Below are 18,438 nucleotides of genomic sequence, written 5' to 3'. Positions count from 1 at the left end.
AAAACTAATGCGCTCCAGCTTTTGGGGGGTAGAACCCACCAAAAGCTGGGATTGAGTGATAAAATCGCAAGTAATGCCCAATTTTAAAAGAGAGTTTCCCCTGAAAAATCCCAACTTAGTAGATTGACAAAAATGAGATGCACCCACAGAAATAGTAAAACATCAGGATTAAATTGTGGCAGTCAGGAAAAGATCCACTATACTGTTAGACTTAAACAGGTCATAACCCAATGACCATCTAGCTATAATCATGTCACCGCCACAAAAATCATTTTATGCGTTCTGAGCCGGAACCGAGCGACACCCTCACCACTGCCACCGTCAATATGGGCGATCAAAATACCGATATCAAGCCAATTTTAGCTTTAAAAGAGTTGGTAGCCAGTTTATATCGCGAACAAAACAAAGTTCAAAATCTCTTAAGTTCCCTCGGTTTTGCCCTGCGGAGTTTCAATAATTTAAACCAATTCCTCGATCTTACCCCCCTGATGGCCGCACGAGTGGCAGATGCAGAAGGAGGGGCGTTGATTTTGAGCAAAAATAACGGTCAAGTGGCGCTTGATCAACTGCATTGCCAAGATAATCAAATTAATGGGGAACTACGCCGACAATTAGAGGCAATTATCCGACAATTAAACCAAGAAGCGGCACTTGAGAATAAAAATAATCGATCGGTTCTCGATAGTCTCGACCATAAAATCCGGCAAACTCTCGGACAGGGTACGCAGGTTTATAGTACACCTGTTTTGGTAAAAAATAGTGAGCGGGGACGTTTATACGTTTTCAGTCGCGATCCCGATTATGGTTGGACCCCCACCCGTCGTAAACTGCTGCAGCTAGTGGCCGATCAAACGGCGGTGGCTATAGCTAATAATGAATTAACGATCGAATTACGGGCCAAGGAACGTCAGGATCGAGAGTTAGAAATCGCTTCCGAAATCCAAAATCGTCTTTTACCCCGGCAATGTCCGAAAATTCAGGGGGTAGAATTGGCAGCCCACTGCAAAACGGCTAATCGCGTTGGTGGCGACTATTATGATTTTATCCCCTGCAACTACGATCAATTTAAACCGGCAACGGAGGCGGAAAGGGAAGCCAGTACCGCTCCTTGGAGTATAGTCATCGGTGATGTCATGGGTAAAGGTGTCCCAGCAGGATTATTGATGACCATGACCCGGGGAATGTTGCGAGCGGAAGTGTTAAATCGTCACTCCCCGGCCCAGATTTTGCGTCATCTCAATCGGGTTATGTATGCCGATCTCGATAATTCTCATCGTTTCGTGACATTATTTTATTCCGAGTATGATCCCCTGACGCGCCGTCTTGGCTACAGTAATGCTGCCCATTATCCCACCCTCTGGTGGCGGGCTAAACGGGGAGAGTTAGAGCCTCTCGACACGGAAGGGACATTAGTTGGTTTAGAGGCCGATTCTATCTATGATGATGCCCAAGTGCAATTAGAAGCGGGAGATACGCTGATCTATTACACCGATGGCTTTACCGATGCAGTCAACTCGAAAGGGGAAAGATTTGATCAGAAAAATTGGCTATCGGCAGTTAAAGAAGCCTGTCAACAGTACACCGATCCCGAACAGATTCTAGAATATTTATTTGGAAAAGTGGCCGCTTTTACTGGGTTGGGAAATGACAGTAGCGACGATATGACTTTAGTAGTTATGCGAGTGAAATCGGAGGAATAAATTATCATTACCTAGCTCATAAATTAGCCTAATTCGGCTCTTGCCAAGGAGCAAATAAAGGCAATAAAGCTAACCCAGGTAAAGCGGCAATTACCGTGATTAAAAAGAACCACTGCCAACCGATTGCCTCGGCTAAAACTCCGGCGGGAGCTACTAAAATATCGCGACTAAAGGCCATTAAACTCGATAAAAGGGCGAACTGAGTAGCGGTAAAACGAGCATTGCAAAGACTCATTAAAAAAGCCACAAAAGCGGCAGTGCCTAAGCCGCCGCAGAAGTTTTCAATATTAATAGCTAAGACCATAAAAGGATAATTTTGCCCTAAATTTGCTAAAATAAAATAGGCTAAATTACTAATAGCTTGCAAGCCGCCAAAAATCCAGAGCGATCGATTAATTCCCCAACGACTTAACAGGGAACCACCTAATAAAACTCCCACCATAGTTGCTATCATGCCCATGCCCCCTTGGATCGCCCCGATATCGGTTTGACTGAAACCAGTTTTTAAGAGAAAAGGAGTCACCATATTATTAACTAAAGCATCCCCTAAACGATAGAGAACAATAAAGGCGAGAATACCGATTCCTTGACCGAATCGATAGCGTTGAAAAAACTCTTGGAAAGGCAACCAAACTGCCTCTAAAAGAGTTTGAGGAGTATCATCTCTAGGGGGAGTAGCTGGGGCGAAAAAAGACCAAATAATCGTTAAAGCCATCAATCCAGCTAGGAAAAGATAGACGAGAGGCCAGGGAAAGAGATCGGCTAAAATTAAAGCGATCGAACCAGTTAAAATTAAAGCCAAACGATAACCTAAAACCCCGATCGCCACCCCAGCACCCATCTCCCATTTTTCTAAAATATCTGTGCGATAGGCATCATAGGCAATATCTTGGCTGGCACTAAAAAAAGCGATCAGTAAAGCATTAATTGCCAATAATTCTAAAGATCGTTGCGGTTGTTGAAAAGCCATGAAACCAATCGCTAAAGTTAAACAAATTTGAGCGATTAAAATCCAGCCGCGACGACGACCAAGCAGCGGGGGAAGATAGCGATCGAGTAAGGGAGACCAAAGAAATTTAAGAGAGTAGGGGAGAGCGACTAAACTAAATAAACCGATCGATTTCAGATCAACTCCTTCGGTGGTCATCCAAGCTTGCAGGGTGCGACTGGTGAGCAACAAGGGCAATCCAGAAGCGAAACCTAAGAATAACAAAGCCGCCATTTTTTGACTGCGGAACACTTGCAAATAAGCGGAAATTTCTTTGATCATAGAGGGGGGTAGGAGGATAGATTAGATTAAAGAATATAGTTAATTGACCCAAAAAGAAAGAAATTAGTTCTGACCGGCATCGTCCCATCTTAACCATAGCCCGGCGATCAAAAAAAATTCCCGAAAAATAGCGGTCTTTCCCCCAACTGGGGCTATAGGCAGTAGAATGGATGAGATTTTGATTCAGTAGTCTTGAAAAATTGCGGTATTCTCCTTAAGATAGATGCTTGATTCTCCCAACTAGCTCCTACCCCTATTTACCTTTCCCAGATAAGGACTGCCATCCCCACCTTCCCTGCCGACTCCTGTGATTAAAGTGGACTCCTGTTTTATCTCATACCTATTGTCTAATCCCTCCGACTCGGAAGCGACCGGTGACAATGCCACCATTACCATCGAGGTGCGTTTGGCCCAAAGCCAAGATCTCAAAAGCTTGGCGGAAATTCTCACCGATAGTTTTTTCCCCACGGCCAATTATTGGTCTTTTCTGCGTCCTATCTTTAAATTGGGCATTTACGAGGACTTACGGGGACGATTGCGCGCCGATACCCCTTACTATCACTGTCTGGTAGTCAGTCAAACCAGCGTCACGGCTGCGGGTTCTCAGGAAATTATTGTCGCTACGGCGGAAATCGGCTTAAAATCCAGTTCTTTTTTAGCTGTTCCCATTCCTTATATCTCTAATTTAGCCGTTAGTCCCGATCGCCGGCGTGCCGGTCTGGCCCGGAGATTGCTGCTCAAGTGTGAACAGATCGCTAGAGAATGGGGTTTTGAGGAACTTTCCCTCCATGTTCTCGATAATAATCTAGCGGCCCAGTCACTGTACTCAAGTAGCGGTTATCGTCTGCAAAAAACCGACGGTTGGTTGAGCAATTGGTTATTTAATCGACCACAAAAGTTATTTCTGCACAAGAAAATCAGCCAATGAGGAGATAGGAGATAGGAGATAGGAGACTCCGAGACAGGTTTTAGGTGTTGGGGGTTGGAGTTTTGGGGTTTTGGGGTTTTGGGGTTTTAGTTCAATTTCCCCACTTCCCCATTTCCCCACTTCCCCACACCCCACACCCCACTTCCCCGCTCCCACGAAACAAACCCTAGATATTTCGACAAAATTGCGATGCAGAACAATTATAAGGAAAAATTCTGCTATATTATCTGCTAACTCTCTAGAAAACCCACTTAGTTTAATAATCTTTTCCGGGTATCTGAGAAAAAAAATAGTTCATCTCTTTAAAATATGGTTTTAGGGAGATATTTAGTGACCGTGTGAGGCAATTTGTGGTTAATAAGACAAAATCAAGGCTTAAAAGCGGAAAATCAAGCAAATTAGCGGCTAAACCTGTTAAAAAGCGGCGATTGTCCGGTAAATGGTTCCTGACAGCCCTAGGCTTAACCGGCTGCGCCCTAGTTTCCGCTACGGCCGGCGCTATGTTGGCTGTGTCTCTCTCCTCCACACCTTTGCGACAAGCTGCTCTCAGTCCCCAAGAAGCCGCCGCTTTTAACAATCAGCAGGCCATATCCTATCAAAATCTGCAACTTCCCGCCCTCAACCGTCCCGTTAATATTCTGGTAGTTGGGGCTAAAGTGTTGACATCCGATGTCAAGGAGGCACAAACCCCAGATTTGGGTTATCATGCCCCGGTTAATTCCTTAGATGGTTTAACCGATACCATGCTGTTACTGCGTTTTGACCCCCAAAGACAGAAGTTAACCATGCTTTCCATCCCCCGGGATACCCGCACCGATATCGAGGGTTATGGGGAGAAAAAAATCAATGAAGCTAACGCCCTTGGTGGACCTGCTTTAACGGCGGAAACGGTTAGTCATCTTTTGGACGGAGTGGCTATCGATCGCTATATTCGCATTAATGTGCAGGGTGTGGAAAAATTAATTGATGCTTTGGGGGGGGTGACGGTATATGTTCCCAAAGACATGAAGTACAAAGATTTTAGTCAACACCTCTACATTGACCTGAAAAAAGGGGAACAACACCTTAACGGCGAGAAATTCCTCCAGTTTGCCCGTTTTCGTTACGATGCTAACGGCGATATCGGTCGTATCCAACGACAACAGCAATTAATGCGGTCTTTAGTGGAACAAACCCTAAAACCAGCAACTTTATTGAAAATTCCCGATATTATTAAGGTTATCCGCACTCATATCGATACTAATCTCAGTTTAGAGGAGTTACTCGCTCTAGCCGGTTTTGCCTCCAAAACTCAGCGCGCTGATGTGCAAATGCTACTGCTACCCGGAGACTTTAATGGTGATGGTCGGCAGGGGATCAGTTATTGGCTACCCAATCAAAGTAAAATTCAAGAGCTAGTGGCTCAACATTTTAACCACGGCTCTTTTATGGCTGACATCGAAGAAACCACGCAACCGACTCGCATAGCTGTGGAAGATAGCACCGATAATCCAGAAGCGGTGCAAACTCTAGTCAGATATCTGCGCTCATTGGGTTATGAAAATGTTTTTGTCTCTAAGTCTTCATCGCCAATTCTAGAAACTACCAAAATTATTGCTCAAAAAGGGGATAATTCCCTGGCTGCTGCCCTACATAATAGCCTTGGTGTCGGGGAAGTTTTGGTGGAAAGTACGGGGAATCTCGCTTCTGATGTGACGATTAAAATCGGTCAAGATTGGCAAGAAAAATCGGCTAATCTTTCTGAGCCATCCCTAGGCAACTAAGAAAAAAATCAAGTTTATCTGGGTTATTTATTAGCGTTGGGTTTCATGCTTCAACCCAACCTACGTTCTCAGAGAAAAATCAAGTTTATCTGGGTTATTTATTAGCCAAAGTTTGACAAAAATCTTGGTGTTCTTGACTAGCTATTCCTTGCTGTAACATTGCCAAAACTTCGGCTAAATTACCCGATAATAAAGCATTTTTATCTAGCCATAATCCAGGGAAGACTTGGGAGCAAAAGATGTTATTTTGATTTGATTCTAGGGGCAAATATTCCCCGTCAGTTAAGCGAAACCAATCCAATTGAGCATCATAAACTCGCCAGATAATATACTCTTGTACTCCATGGTGACGATAAACTTTGAGTTTTTCGTGTAAATCGTAGGAAGCAGTAGAAGCGGCAATTTCTACGATTAATTCCGGCGCGCCTTCTACATAATCATCTTCACTAATGCTTGATTGTCCACTGGTTTCTATTCTTAATAAAGCATCTGGTTGTGGTTGATTATCCCCATCCAGTCGCACAGTAGTATTATCCAGTGTTTCTACTCCCGGTGTCGCCACTTCGTAGGCAGTTAACCAACCGATAATATTAGCGTGGGGTTTACCGTGGTTTTTGGCTCTCACTGCGGCTGCCATATAAACAACTCCTGCGATTAATTCAGCTTTTTTTAGCTGTGTCATTGCTTGATAACGGCGCTCGAATTCAGGACGAGTTAATCTATCGCCATTTTCGAGAGGGGGAATAATATGGGGGGAAACTGTGTTAGTCGATAGCATAATTTTTGGCTCATCAAGAAACTACTATCAAGGCTTAAGTTTTCTTACCAAACTCAGTTAATTTATCGATTGGGTTCAGCTGGGTATCGAGAACATCGAAGATATCCTATACTTATTTTACAGCGTTTCTCATCATTTACCTGGAACCTTGCGCCATGTTTGCCTTAGTTTCACTAGATAAAATCGAGCTACCGGCGGGATCCTTAGTGAGATTACCTGCCACTTGGCTAGATTATCAAACTTTGTCTCGGCAAAGGGGCGACAATTCTCAGCCTAAAATCAAATATCACAATGGAGAAGTCTTGCTTATGTCTCCACTTCCTAAGCATGGACGTGATGCCCATTTAATTGCTAATATTATCATCACCTTATTGGATTATCTGGGGCGTGAGTACGAGGCTTTTACTCCCGTAACCATGGCATTACCAGAAACAAGTGGTATTGAACCAGATTATAGTTTTTATATTGACCATTGGCCGGCTATAGCAGGGAAAGCCAGAATTGACTGGGTAAATGATCCTCCTCCCGATTTAGTATTAGAAATTGATGTCACCAGTTACTCGAATGTGGATGATTATCTGCCTTATCAAGTGCCTGAAATTTGGTTGTATCGTCAGAAAAATCTCTATATTTATTGGCTAGATAATCAAGAGTATATCCCTCGCCATCAAAGTCAATATTTTCCTAACTTTAACCTACAAAATCTAGTTTCTTTCTGTGGAGAAATTGCCGACAATCGCAATAGTAGTATGGCAATTCGTCAACTAAAACAACATCTCGAAGATTTTTATAAGTAGGGAGGCACAATTATTTGTAGGATGGGTTAGCGGTAGCGTAACATGAGCGGACGTTGGGTTTCATGCTTCAACCCAACCTACGTTCATCTTATATTTAATTCCACTTTGTACCTCATCATTAAGATAACTGCTATAACCATGAATAATTTTAAAATACTGCTCATCGGCTACGGTAATACTTTAAGAAATGATGACGGAGTGGGAGTGAGAATAGCCGAAATTATTGCCGGGGAGAATTGGCCTCATGTGCAAGTTATCGCTACCCATCAATTGACTCCTGAGTTAGCAGCCGATATAGCTGATGCTTCCCTAGTTATTTTTGTTGATGCAGTATTATCTAGTCAAACCGATATCCGGATAGAAAAATTAGCGGCAGTTACCGAATGGAATAATTTCGGTCATGCAGAAAGTCCCGCTTCTTTATTAGCATTAACTCAAGCAATTTATCAACAAACTCCCAGGGCCTGGGGAATATTTATTCCTGCTATTAACTGTGAATTTGGTGAAGAATTATCAACAATAACTCAAAAGGGCTTGACAAATGCGATTAAAGCTATTAGGAAAATTATTACTTCTGAGGATTTGACTGAATACCAAAAGCAGGACTTTGATAATCTTCCGGCAGATAATTTTCAGGAATAGTGCTGTGATTGCCATCCCGGAGAGCCTTGTAGTGAGGAGACATAATTTCGATACCGACTTCGTTACATTTATCCTGAATATTTTGGTGTAATTCAGAATAAATATACACCATTTTGTTAGGATGATCGGTGTAGGCATTTAGCTGATAGCTGACATAAAAATCATCGAGACTGGTTTGCAAGACAAAAGGAGCAGGTTCTGAGACAATAAATTGGGTGGCTAAGGCTGCTTCTTTCAGAGTTGCGTGAACCTTACGCCAAGGTAAATCATAACCGAGAGTGACTGTGGTTTGCAAAATTAAAGGCTGTTTGAATTCCCTTTGAGAGACACTAAAGTTAATCACATTGGTGTTTAACAGCGATGAATTAGGAATCGTGATAATTCTATTAGCCGGTGTGCGAATACGGGTGACTAATAATCCTTTTTCAATCACATCTCCAATAACATCACCAATAGAAATTTTATCTCCTAGTTGAAAAGAGCGGGTATAGATGAGGATAATTCCTCCTACCACGTTAGCGATAGCAGAGGTGGAACCCAAGGAAAATAGCACCCCTAAAAATACCGACACCCCCTGAAAAGCAGGAGAATTAAATCCGGGTAGATAGGGAAAAGCGATGACTATAGCTAAGGCAATTATCAGCAGTGACAGTAAATTATAGGTTGGGTTTGCCCAATCGGGATAGAAACCATGGATTACTAAATTTTCTCTTGCCAAGGCGGTGAAAAATGGTTTAATCGCTCTCAACAGATAGTGAGTTATAAAAACAATTAGCAGTATAATAAAAATATTGGGTAAATATTTTGCTATCTCTTGGGAAAAAACTTCCAAAGCACGAAAAAAGTATTGCAGAAAACCATCACCAAATTTTCTAGTCCAGGGAAAAAGACGAAGGACAAAAGTTAAATAAAAATAGAGAATAGTTAAAATAATTAGAGTGCGGATAAATTGCAAAATTCTTAGGGAAAAAATTCCTATTGTCCTAGAACTAATAATCTCAAAATTTTGGAATCCGACCCCAGGAACTAGGGAGGTGATTAATCTCTGAATCTGGGGAAAACCCCGCGAAGATATAAAAATCATCACCCAGAAAATTAAGACCGTGGACAGGGTAGCACTTACCGTCAAAACTGCATCTTTTAAGAGGTTATCTGGTTGACGTTCTTGACGATAACGGACAATGGCCGCTTTAATCTTTGCTAAAGCTCGTTCGGCCAATACTTCTTGACTTACCGCGTGTAATTTGGCATCTTTAGAAGTAATAGTAGCAATAACCGTATCTCCCAAAATAATCGAAGGGTTTTTGTCTTCAGGATCGATTTTTATGGTTAAATCTTCAGGAGAAAGAGCATCGTCATCGGCAATTTTTTCAATTCTAGCTGTAATCGATTTCGCTCTTTCTTGCGCTGAAAAAGAACCTATTCCCTGCCGAATCGTAAAAAGTTCTTGATTATCAAGCATGACGGGAAAAACTTCTCCCAAAGTTTCCAGGGGTGTTTCCTGTCCTTGTTTAGCAGGATTATTCTGGGCTGCTATCATGAGGATGGGGGATAAAGTCAGTAACAAAACTAAACAAAACAGCCCTAGGTAACGCCAGATTTTTTTCATCTTCTAAGCCACAATTGCACAGGAGCGATCGAGTTTAATACCTCTTTTTTTCATCGTAGCATGGAATAGTTCTGTGGATAACACCTGTTCCACGGGATAAATCCCGGCTTTTTGGAGTTTTGCCCCTAAGATTAATTCTGCCACGCTGCCAGTTCCCCAGCCAGCTGCTTGAGCAGTGTTCTCGTGAACCATAGTTGCTTGATAAACTGCTTTTTGCTGCCCTTGCCATCCGGCGACTTTTGCTAACATTGCTACCCCAATTCCCGAAAATTTATCGGTTACTTCTGTCATGCGATAACTAACTTGGGAAAAAAACTCGATTCCCCGAGAACTTTCTACCCAAGCATCGGGAAAAATATGGGCAGTAATCCAAGTTAAATGATTATAAAAATCGGGAATAGAACCAAATTTTGTGATCACATTTTGCACTGGAAAAGATTCAGCAAAAGTATAGGTTTCTGGCATATCAAACCAATAAACACCAGTTTTACCCAAAGGAGCGGGAAAGTCAATTACTTCTCTAGCAGTATAGGGTTCAATCTCTTGCCATTTTCCCTCAATCCAAGCTAAAAAAGGCTTTTTTAAACCGAGAAAAGTTGTCCGCATCACAGTTAATCCCGCACCTCCTGAACCGGCTACGGCATAATTTAAACGGATCGTTTCTACCCTATCTAACTGTTCGACTCCCTCTCGCACTATACTATTAGAAATACCGGGGAAAATTCCCGTATTAACCACGGCAGTTATTCCCGCTTTTATCGCTAATTCTCGATAGGGGATTAACTTTTGATAAAAAGAACGATGATCACTAACATCAATATAATTGACTTTTTCTTCGATGCAAATTTTTACTACCCTGCCATCGCGATAATGAAAGGGACCAGCACAATGAATAACTAAATCACTCTTTTTAATTGCCTGTCTAAGCTTGTCTATTTCTTCTAAATCTAAAGCCAAAAACTGCATTCTTGGCAGTAATTTAATCGCTTTTTCCTTGCGTCCTGTGATAATAATTTTAGCTGCAGTATGATTAATAATATCTAGGGCGACACTTTGACCAATGCGACCAGTGCCACCTAAAATTAAAACAGTTTTTTCCATGGCAACTATTAATAATGTTTGCCCTAGTATAGCATCCTCTTGGCAAGTTTCCCTATTTTCCAAGATGCAAATTTTAGAATAATCCCAACTTATTTAATGCGTCCGAGGGGCAAGAAAATGGTTAAAATCTCACCTTCTTCGGGTTTTTCACGCACAATAAATTTACCTCCCAAAGCTTGAAAAAGGTTTTTAGTTACCTTCATATTCAGACTTAAACTACCGGTTTCTGGTTGAAACATTAGGACTTTTCCCAAAGCTTTGAGGGTAAGATTAGGTGATTTTATTTGAGTTTGAAACTGCATTTTTAATTGATTTCCTGCCGTTGATATATGTACTTGCAACAGGCCACCACTAGCCATACTGCGAGTACATTTTTCCACGACTCCATTTAACATTTGATCCAATAAATTCGGATCACTAATTACCGAAGGCAATTTTTTCGGTACATTAACTTCTAAATTGACATTGCGCCTTTTAGCTTGTTTTTGCCACCGGGGAATACTATCTTGAAAGACTTTTTCTAGAGCAATTGGAATTAATTGAATCGGTTTATCCCCCAGAGGATTAATACCCAATTCTGCGGCTCGGAAAATTAATTCCATGCGCTGAATTTGTTCACTACATTCTAAATCGATTGTTTCTAAATATTTCTGCACATCTTCCGTTACTTTTGCCCGTTTTAACAATAATCTGGTAATGGTGCGAATGGTGGTTAAAGGGGTGCGAATTTCGTGGGTTAAAGCGCGCAATAATTCCAAATCACAACCCGATTCTAAATTAGAATTATCTTCCTTTGGCGGAGTGATTTCGGCATTGATAGGCGATTTCGTTTTTTTCAGGTCTAAGTTAGACTGGTCGGGTAAATTTTGCAGTAATTGGCGACTAAATTGGCTAACTAGACGATAATCCGGCGAGGGACTGCCATTAGCCTCGATAATTGCCTCTAAAGTCTCGATTTGCGGATAACGCAGATTAACTAATCGTTGCCGCAACTGCTGCCAAGCTTGCTGAGTGAGGACGGGATCAAAGGAAAATTGAAAAGAGGATAAACCCCACTGATCTTCGCCTAAAACCAGCAAAAGAGCGAAACTTTCGCTAAAAACCAGACAAAATCTTTCATTAGCAATCGGATCCGTTGGCAAGAGAGGCAATTCATGAATCTCTGTCGGGGAAATATCGGCGGCGGATTTTTCCTGAGAAGGCAATTGCAAACCCAGCCATGGTAAATGTTTTAAAGCTTTAACGGTGAAAACACCGAATTTAAAACCCGTTAAAGCCTTGCTTTCTCTGACTAAAGCCGTCGGACCGGAGAGAATTAAACCCCGACCGGCGGCAGCATTATTTTGGTTTTGTAATAAGATATTTTCTAAAGCGGCGATCGCTGCGAACCATTCACTTTCCGCTTTTAGATGCGATCGCTTGAGCCATTCTGATAAATTAGGATAAAAAGCATTGGGGGTGAAAGTTTCCCGGTCCTGATGGTCAGTCGGCGGGAAAATATCGCTTAATTTCGGTAAAGACCCCTTTAACATCGTCTTCATCACTGACTAGATACAAATTCCTTAACTAGAATAGTACCCCCGTCAATGCTCATCCCATAACGGTAAAACCGAACTCTATTGGCAGTGATATCCGCGTTTTGATAACAGTTATCTTAATGGTGAGGTACAAAGTTTTACTTTTGGGGAGTCGGTAGTCGATAGCAAATTAGGTTACACTTCATCGAGGATGATCAGAAAGGCTGTATCAGTTATCAGATGTGAGTTTTCAGTTTGCTGATCATATTTTTCTCTGATCCAGAGAACTTTTGGGCTCCCAAAGGGATAAGAATAGGAAAGTGTGGAGAATCCTCCCATAATCGCTACAATTTTTCTAGAGGCTAAATGTTGCCCTCATTTAAGTTCTTTTGTACTCATTAAAAACCATGAAAATTCTTCACGGTACTTGGATTCCTCAATCAACGGACGAATTTATTCAGAAGGGTAGCTTTTATCTTTGGGGAGAAACTAGCACCCCGAAAAAGAGTCGCACCACTGCCGATAATTATCATCCTTTTCAGTTAAGCAAAGAAGAATTAACTAGCTTCCTTACCGGAGAGTTAGGAATAGTTCAATCGAATTATAATCCTCTTAGTCGGCAATTTGTCCCCCGCTACTTTCTTTTACCTAGCCAGGATAATCAACCTTTACCTTCCTTAGAATTACTGCGTTATCTAGAAAAAGAACCCCCAGAAAATAGCCAATGGCAATCTTGGCAAATTGATTGTTATCCCCTTAATCCTGTACTTAAACTGCTCAATGATCTGCACTTTATCTGTCTTTACAACTCCTCAGAGATTCAGTTAGGTGCAGATTTACTTTTTTGGTATCACTACAGTCAAGCTTTTAAAGAAATAATTCTCAAAGATAACTATATTCCTGCCTTTAAATATCGAGAATTAGCTACAAATAACCAGAAAACCGCTAACTTTGCCATCTACCCTCTTTGGGAAATTATATCAGCAACCTACGAAACCAATCTCGATCACTATCTCGAATATCTTCCCCGCATTTGTCTTGCTGGTGCTGAAAATCCCCATGCTTCACCACAATTATACGATCCCAAAACCCTACTCCGGCACTTCTCCGAATGTCTCCTCAATGAAATTGTCACTAATACGGCAATTCCTGCCAGTTTTGATAAAAAAATTGGCGAGACAATTATAGGTGACTGCCTCTCTGTGACTAAAGCTGCTGGATTTCTGCAAACTGCCGCTGCCTTAGAAAAATATCAACAGTGGCAAACTTGGAGACAGCAATTACTAGGAGACCAAAATATATCTAGTTTTAGCCTTGGTTTTAAACTAACGGAAGCGCCAGAAGATAATATTGAACAGTGGCAAATTACCTTTATCCTCATCTCTAAACAAGACCCCTCCCTGCGATTAGAATTAGACGAATATTGGTATGCAGTCCCCGATACTAGAACAAGCATACAAGCGCATTTTGGTCAAGATTTAGACAAAAATATTTTACTAAGTTTGGGTTATGCTGCCCGTATTTATCCCACCATTTGGCAAGGATTAGAAACGGATAAACCGACGGGATTTTCTCTAAACCTTACAGAAGCTTTTACTTTCTTAAAAGAAACTGCTTGGATTTTAGAAGATGCGGGATATAAAGTGATTATTCCCGCTTGGTGGACTCCCCAAGGTCGTCAGCGCGCCAAAGTTCGGCTAAAAACTACTTCTAAATCGGGCAAATCTACCCCCGTTAGTAAAGGGATTTTTAGCCTCGAAAACATCATTGAATATCAATATGAATTAGCCATCGGTGAAGAAACTATTAGTCAAGAGGAATGGCAACAATTAATTAACACCAAAACACCCCTAGTTAAATTTCGAGGTCAATGGGTAGAATTAGAACAAAATAAAATGCAGCAAATGCTGGATTTTTGGCAGAAATATCAGCAGGAAAATCCTGAGATGAATCTGATTGAATTAATGAAAAAAGCTGCCGAATACCCAGAAGAAATTATTGTTGAAACCGATGATTTTTTAGGTTCTATGCTAGAGAAATTACAAAATCCTAGTCAACTAGAACCGATCGAAAATCCTCCCCAATTACAGGGAACGCTGCGGGAGTACCAAAAGCGGGGGGTTGCCTGGATTCAATACCTAGAACAATTGGGGTTAAATGGTTGTCTTGCTGACGATATGGGACTGGGAAAAACCCTACAGGTAATTGCTAGATTGATTGGGGAAAGAGAGGGAGATAATAATGTTTTGCCAACTCTGCTAGTTGCACCCACTTCTGTGGTGGGAAATTGGGCAAAAGAAATTGAAAAATTTGCCCCCCATCTTCAGGTTTTAATTCACCATGGTAGTAAGCGCTATCAAGATGAGAACGAATTTCAGACAGTAGCTAGTCAAAAGGATATCGTCATTACTTCTTTTACCTTAGTTCGCAAGGATTTGAAATTATTTAACTCGCAATCTTGGCAACGTTTGGTAATTGATGAAGCACAAAATATCAAAAATCCTAAAGCAGCACAAACTAAAGCAATCTTGAGTTTATCTGCACAACATCGTCTCGCATTAACGGGAACTCCTGTGGAAAATAGACTGCTTGATTTATGGTCAATTTTTAACTTCCTTAACCCCGGTTATTTAGGCAAAGAAACTCAATTTCGTAAAGCTTTTGAAGTGCCAATCCAAAAACAAAATGATCGTCTCCAGTCCACGGTTCTCAAAAAATTAGTGGAACCTTTTATTCTGCGTCGGGTAAAAACCGATAAGCAGATAATTAAAGATTTGCCTGATAAAGTGGAAAACAAACAGTATTGTAATTTAACTAAAGAACAAGCTTCTCTCTACGAAGTTGTTATCAAAGAAGTGGAAAAACAATTAGAAGAAGCAGAGGGAATAAAACGCAAGGGATTAATTTTATCTACCCTGATGCGCTTGAAACAAATTTGTAATCATCCCCGTCAATTTCTACAGGATAACAGCGCTTTTACTCCTGAGCGATCGCATAAGTTAGAGCGTTTGGGAGAAATGCTAGAAGAAGTAATTTTAGAGGGAGATAGTTTGCTAATTTTCACTCAATTTACTGAAATCGGTGACTCCTTACAAAAGTACCTCAAACAAACTTTTCGCTACAATACCTATTATCTTCACGGGGGGACTTCTCAACCAAAACGAGAACAAATGATCGAAGAATTTCAACATCCCGAAACAGAACCTTCCGTATTTATTTTATCCCTAAAAGCTGGGGGAGTGGGGATTACTTTAACCAAAGCAAATCATGTTTTTCATTTTGATCGTTGGTGGAATCCTGCGGTGGAAAATCAAGCAACCGATCGCGCTTTTAGAATTGGTCAACAAAAAAATGTTTTCGTGCATAAATTTGTTACTTTGGGAACCTTAGAGGAAAGAATTGATGAAATGATCGAGGAAAAGAAAAAGGTAGCTAATGCTATTGTTAGTAATGATGAATCCTGGTTAACGGAATTAGATAACGAAAGTTTTCGTCAGTTAATCGCATTGAATAAACAGACAATTATTTAATCGAGGTAAACCTATGAATAAATTTAGTAAAACTTGGTGGGGACAACGCTTTATAGAAGCATTAGAGGAATTTACCGACTCAGCGCGCTTGAGTCGAGGACGTTCCTACGCTAAAAATGATAAAGTCAAGAATTACGAAATTGACGGTAATTTAATTACTGCTCAGGTGCGAGGTTCCATTAATCCCTACTTTGGAGTTTACAAAGAACCTTTGTATAAGGTGAGTATCGAGATTAAACCAATTACTAAAGCAGAGTGGTCACAAGCTTTATATAATCTTGGTTCAAGAGCGAGTATGATCTCTAAACTGCTGCTCAAAGAAGTTCCCGATAATATTGATGAAGCATTTAGCGATCTGAATCTGCACTTATTACCCCACAGTCAAAAGGATTTTATCACCAATTGTTCCTGTCCCGATTGGGAAAATCCCTGTAAACATATTGCTGGAGTTTATTACCTCGTTGCTTCCCAATTAGATCAGGATCCTTTCCTCTTATTTGAATTACGCGGTATCTCTCGTCAAAAATTACTGCAAGAGTTAGCAAAAACTCCCCTCGGTAAGCTGCTTTCCTCCTCTATCCAAGAGGAAAAAATTCCTCTTAACCCTGTCACTTCCTATCACACTAAACCCGAAACTATACCAGCATCAGAAATAATTGATCTCAAAGAATTTTGGCACTCCCATCACCGTTTACCAGAAAATCCTCAGTTAGTTAAATCCGCAACTATTCCCGCAATTGTCATTAAAAAAGCTGGTGATTATCCTGCATTTTGGGATAAGGATACTTCCTTTATCGAGGTAATGGAAGAAATGTATCAACGGGTACGCAATAAAAATGCAGGGATACTTTAAAAAAATATAAGTTTTCCTTTTGGGGAGTCAGGAGTCAGTCCCGATGCAAAATTAGGTTACACTTTATCTTGATGAGAAACGCTGTAGCTAAATTGCTGACTTTTTGACTTAGGTATCTATCCATAGGAGGGTAGATTAGAATAAACAGGTTAACAACTGACAGTAATTGAAAATCTACCCCTAACCTGCTAGTATTGTTATGAGACTGGACATAAGAGACATACAATGGAATCCTTAATTATTGAAAATTTTCTGATTATTAAGTATGCGGAAATAGAGATAAAAGAAATTAATGTTATCATCGGTGAACAGTCCACTGGTAAAAGTATTATTGCTAAATTAGTTTTTTTATTTGAAACATTTTTGTTTTATCAAGTTAAATTATTAGTCACTAATCTTCAAGATCAGCAAGAACTCAAAAGGCACATACAGAAGCGATTTGAGGAATTATTTCCTAAATACGCATGGAAAGAGCAAGTATTCAAAATAGTTTATCGTTTGGATGACATGAACTTTTTGATTGAAAGATATAAGGACAAATCTGGCTATTTTAAACTACAATTTACCTATTCAGATAATTTTAAAAAGTTTTACAATACAACAATTAGACAAGTGAGTAAAATTGCCAAAAGCAATAACAAAGTCACTCAAGATATTTATTCATATATGAATGATTGTGTGGTCAAAAATATTGCTGATTTTTTTCAAGGCAATGAAAAAATTTTTTCTACAAAGATTTTATTTGTCCCAGCTAGTCGCACTCTGTTTGTTAAATACTTTACCAATAATATTTTTACCTTTTTAGCTAATAATTTTGATCTTGATCCTCTGATTATCAACTTTGGCTCTAATTATGAAAATGCTCAACGCCTATACAGAATAATTAATGAATCAGAAAGTTTATTCCAAGATAAAAAAGATGATAAAAAACTTTATGATCAAATTAAATTAATTAGCGAAAAGATTCTATCAGGCAGCTATGCGCGCGAGAAAGATCAAGATTGGCTTTATCATGCCGATGGGAGAAAGATCAACCTAATTGATGCTTCAAGCGGACAACAAGAAGCCTTACCAATGTTATTAATTCTCTTAGTTTTCCCCTTTTTTGCCACTCACGAATCTAATCAATTCTTTATTGAGGAACCCGAAACCCATCTTTTTCCCTCCGCTCAAAGAGATATGGTAGAACTATTTACCTTACTTTATGCTAATAAAAATTGTCGTTTCTTTCTCACTACCCATAGTCCCTACATTCTCACAGCTTTGAATAATAAAATCATGGCGGCTAACGTTGAGCCTGTCAAAGCGGAAAAATCTTTAGGTTATAAAAATACTATTCAATTTCAAGATGTGTCAGCCTACACAATTAGCAACGGACAAACTCAAAGTATCTTAGATACAGAGGTGAACTTGATTGGTATCAATAACCTCGATGCTGTCTCCGATGAACTTAGTCAAGAGTTTGAAGAAATCTTAGAAAGAAAGGCTCAACAATAATGGATATTAGTCACTGTTCTGAATGCAATACTAATAAAATAGTCAAAGTTAAAGAAAATGGTAAAGAATTCATCGTCAACAATAATAGTCAGAAATTAGTTACTAAGATAAAAATAGATAATTGTTTAATCATCGAGGGAAAAAGATGCGACTGGCTGTTAGAAATTGATTATCCCTGTAGCTTGGCTCTTTATATTGAACTCAAGGGTAAAAATATTGAACAAGCTTATGATCAATTATTGTCAACTCTAAATCATTCTTACTTACAAGAAAGACATAAAAAATCTAAAAAAGAATGCTATATTGTGGCTTCTAGAGTACCAAAAGCTGGAACCAATGTTCAGGTTTATCAGGCGAGATTAAAGCAATCTCATCCCGAAGTTAGTTTAAAAGTCAGGTCGATGAAAGCTGAAATCACTATTTAGGTTTTTCCCTCAGAAAAAAGCTGAACTA

General features: G+C 40.1%; 14 protein-coding genes. 9 read left to right on the top strand and 5 right to left on the bottom strand.

What is annotated here, in order from left to right; translation table 11 throughout:
* Positions 1-275 precede the first annotated feature (275 nt).
* Positions 276-1,700: a PP2C family protein-serine/threonine phosphatase gene (locus EWV66_RS01430; RefSeq protein WP_287108614.1), complete on the top strand. Its 1,425-nt coding sequence runs from the start codon at positions 276-278 to the stop codon at positions 1,698-1,700.
* Positions 1,701-1,728: 28 nt separating this feature from the next.
* Here the strand turns inward: EWV66_RS01430 and EWV66_RS01425 are convergent, their stop codons facing one another.
* Positions 1,729-2,970: an AmpG family muropeptide MFS transporter gene (locus EWV66_RS01425; RefSeq protein ID WP_287108613.1), complete on the bottom strand. Its 1,242-nt coding sequence runs from the start codon at positions 2,968-2,970 to the stop codon at positions 1,729-1,731.
* 307 nt (positions 2,971-3,277) lie between these two features.
* On the opposite strand from EWV66_RS01425, the gene EWV66_RS01420 reads away from it, so the two are divergent.
* A complete protein-coding gene (locus EWV66_RS01420; protein ID WP_052275491.1) occupies positions 3,278-3,898 on the top strand; it encodes a GNAT family N-acetyltransferase in 621 nt (206 codons plus the stop codon).
* A 350-nt stretch (positions 3,899-4,248) separates the two neighbouring features.
* The gene (locus tag EWV66_RS01415) at positions 4,249-5,661 is read left to right on the top strand and encodes an LCP family protein (RefSeq protein WP_002770582.1); all 1,413 of its coding nucleotides are present in this window, start codon (positions 4,249-4,251) and stop codon (positions 5,659-5,661) included.
* Positions 5,662-5,755: 94 nt separating this feature from the next.
* Here the strand turns inward: EWV66_RS01415 and EWV66_RS01410 are convergent, their stop codons facing one another.
* A complete protein-coding gene (locus EWV66_RS01410) occupies positions 5,756-6,439 on the bottom strand; it encodes a Uma2 family endonuclease (RefSeq protein ID WP_193958667.1) in 684 nt (227 codons plus the stop codon).
* 155 nt (positions 6,440-6,594) lie between these two features.
* Here EWV66_RS01410 and EWV66_RS01405 point away from each other — a divergent pair, with 155 nt between their 5' ends.
* Together EWV66_RS01405 and EWV66_RS01400 are read left to right on the top strand one after the other, a co-directional pair.
* Positions 6,595-7,236: a Uma2 family endonuclease gene (locus EWV66_RS01405; RefSeq protein WP_052275494.1), complete on the top strand. Its 642-nt coding sequence runs from the start codon at positions 6,595-6,597 to the stop codon at positions 7,234-7,236.
* A gap of 138 nt (positions 7,237-7,374) precedes the next feature.
* Complete coding sequence (locus tag EWV66_RS01400; protein ID WP_052275495.1) at positions 7,375-7,878, top strand: hydrogenase maturation protease; 504 nt, start codon at positions 7,375-7,377, stop codon at positions 7,876-7,878.
* Here EWV66_RS01400 and EWV66_RS01395 read toward each other — a convergent pair.
* The 3 genes from EWV66_RS01395 to EWV66_RS01385 form a co-directional block, all read right to left on the bottom strand.
* The gene (locus tag EWV66_RS01395; RefSeq protein ID WP_185236760.1) at positions 7,805-9,487 is read right to left on the bottom strand and encodes a mechanosensitive ion channel family protein; all 1,683 of its coding nucleotides are present in this window, start codon (positions 9,485-9,487) and stop codon (positions 7,805-7,807) included. The two genes, EWV66_RS01400 and EWV66_RS01395, sit on opposite strands and share 74 nt — an antisense overlap.
* A gap of 3 nt (positions 9,488-9,490) precedes the next feature.
* Positions 9,491-10,588 carry a saccharopine dehydrogenase family protein gene (locus EWV66_RS01390; protein ID WP_052275497.1) on the bottom strand — a complete coding sequence of 366 codons (1,098 nt, stop codon included), beginning with the start codon at positions 10,586-10,588 and terminating at the stop codon, positions 9,491-9,493.
* A gap of 89 nt (positions 10,589-10,677) precedes the next feature.
* On the bottom strand, positions 10,678-12,120 hold the full coding sequence (locus tag EWV66_RS01385) for a sensor histidine kinase (RefSeq protein WP_072924422.1): 1,443 nt from the start codon (positions 12,118-12,120) through the stop codon (positions 10,678-10,680).
* Positions 12,121-12,512: 392 nt separating this feature from the next.
* On the opposite strand from EWV66_RS01385, the gene EWV66_RS01380 reads away from it, so the two are divergent.
* The 4 genes from EWV66_RS01380 to EWV66_RS01365 all read left to right on the top strand — a co-directional run bounded on the left by EWV66_RS01380 (position 12,513) and on the right by EWV66_RS01365 (position 18,410).
* Positions 12,513-15,635, top strand: a complete 3,123-nt coding sequence (locus EWV66_RS01380; RefSeq protein ID WP_052275499.1) for a DEAD/DEAH box helicase — start codon at positions 12,513-12,515, stop codon at positions 15,633-15,635.
* Positions 15,636-15,648: 13 nt separating this feature from the next.
* A complete protein-coding gene (locus tag EWV66_RS01375; protein ID WP_052275500.1) occupies positions 15,649-16,488 on the top strand; it encodes an SWIM zinc finger family protein in 840 nt (279 codons plus the stop codon).
* A 225-nt stretch (positions 16,489-16,713) separates the two neighbouring features.
* Complete coding sequence (locus EWV66_RS01370; protein WP_185236761.1) at positions 16,714-17,985, top strand: AAA family ATPase; 1,272 nt, start codon at positions 16,714-16,716, stop codon at positions 17,983-17,985.
* The gene (locus EWV66_RS01365) at positions 17,985-18,410 is read left to right on the top strand and encodes a hypothetical protein (protein ID WP_052275502.1); all 426 of its coding nucleotides are present in this window, start codon (positions 17,985-17,987) and stop codon (positions 18,408-18,410) included. Before EWV66_RS01370 ends, EWV66_RS01365 begins: the two co-directional genes overlap by 1 nt.
* Positions 18,411-18,438 lie beyond the last annotated feature (28 nt).

It is taken from the genome of Microcystis sp. M_OC_Ca_00000000_C217Col (assembly GCF_007095585.1).
GTDB lineage: Bacteria > Cyanobacteriota > Cyanobacteriia > Cyanobacteriales > Microcystaceae > Microcystis > Microcystis panniformis.
The sequence above is the reverse complement of the archived record's forward strand: the minus strand, read 5'-3'. Positions and strand labels throughout refer to the sequence as shown.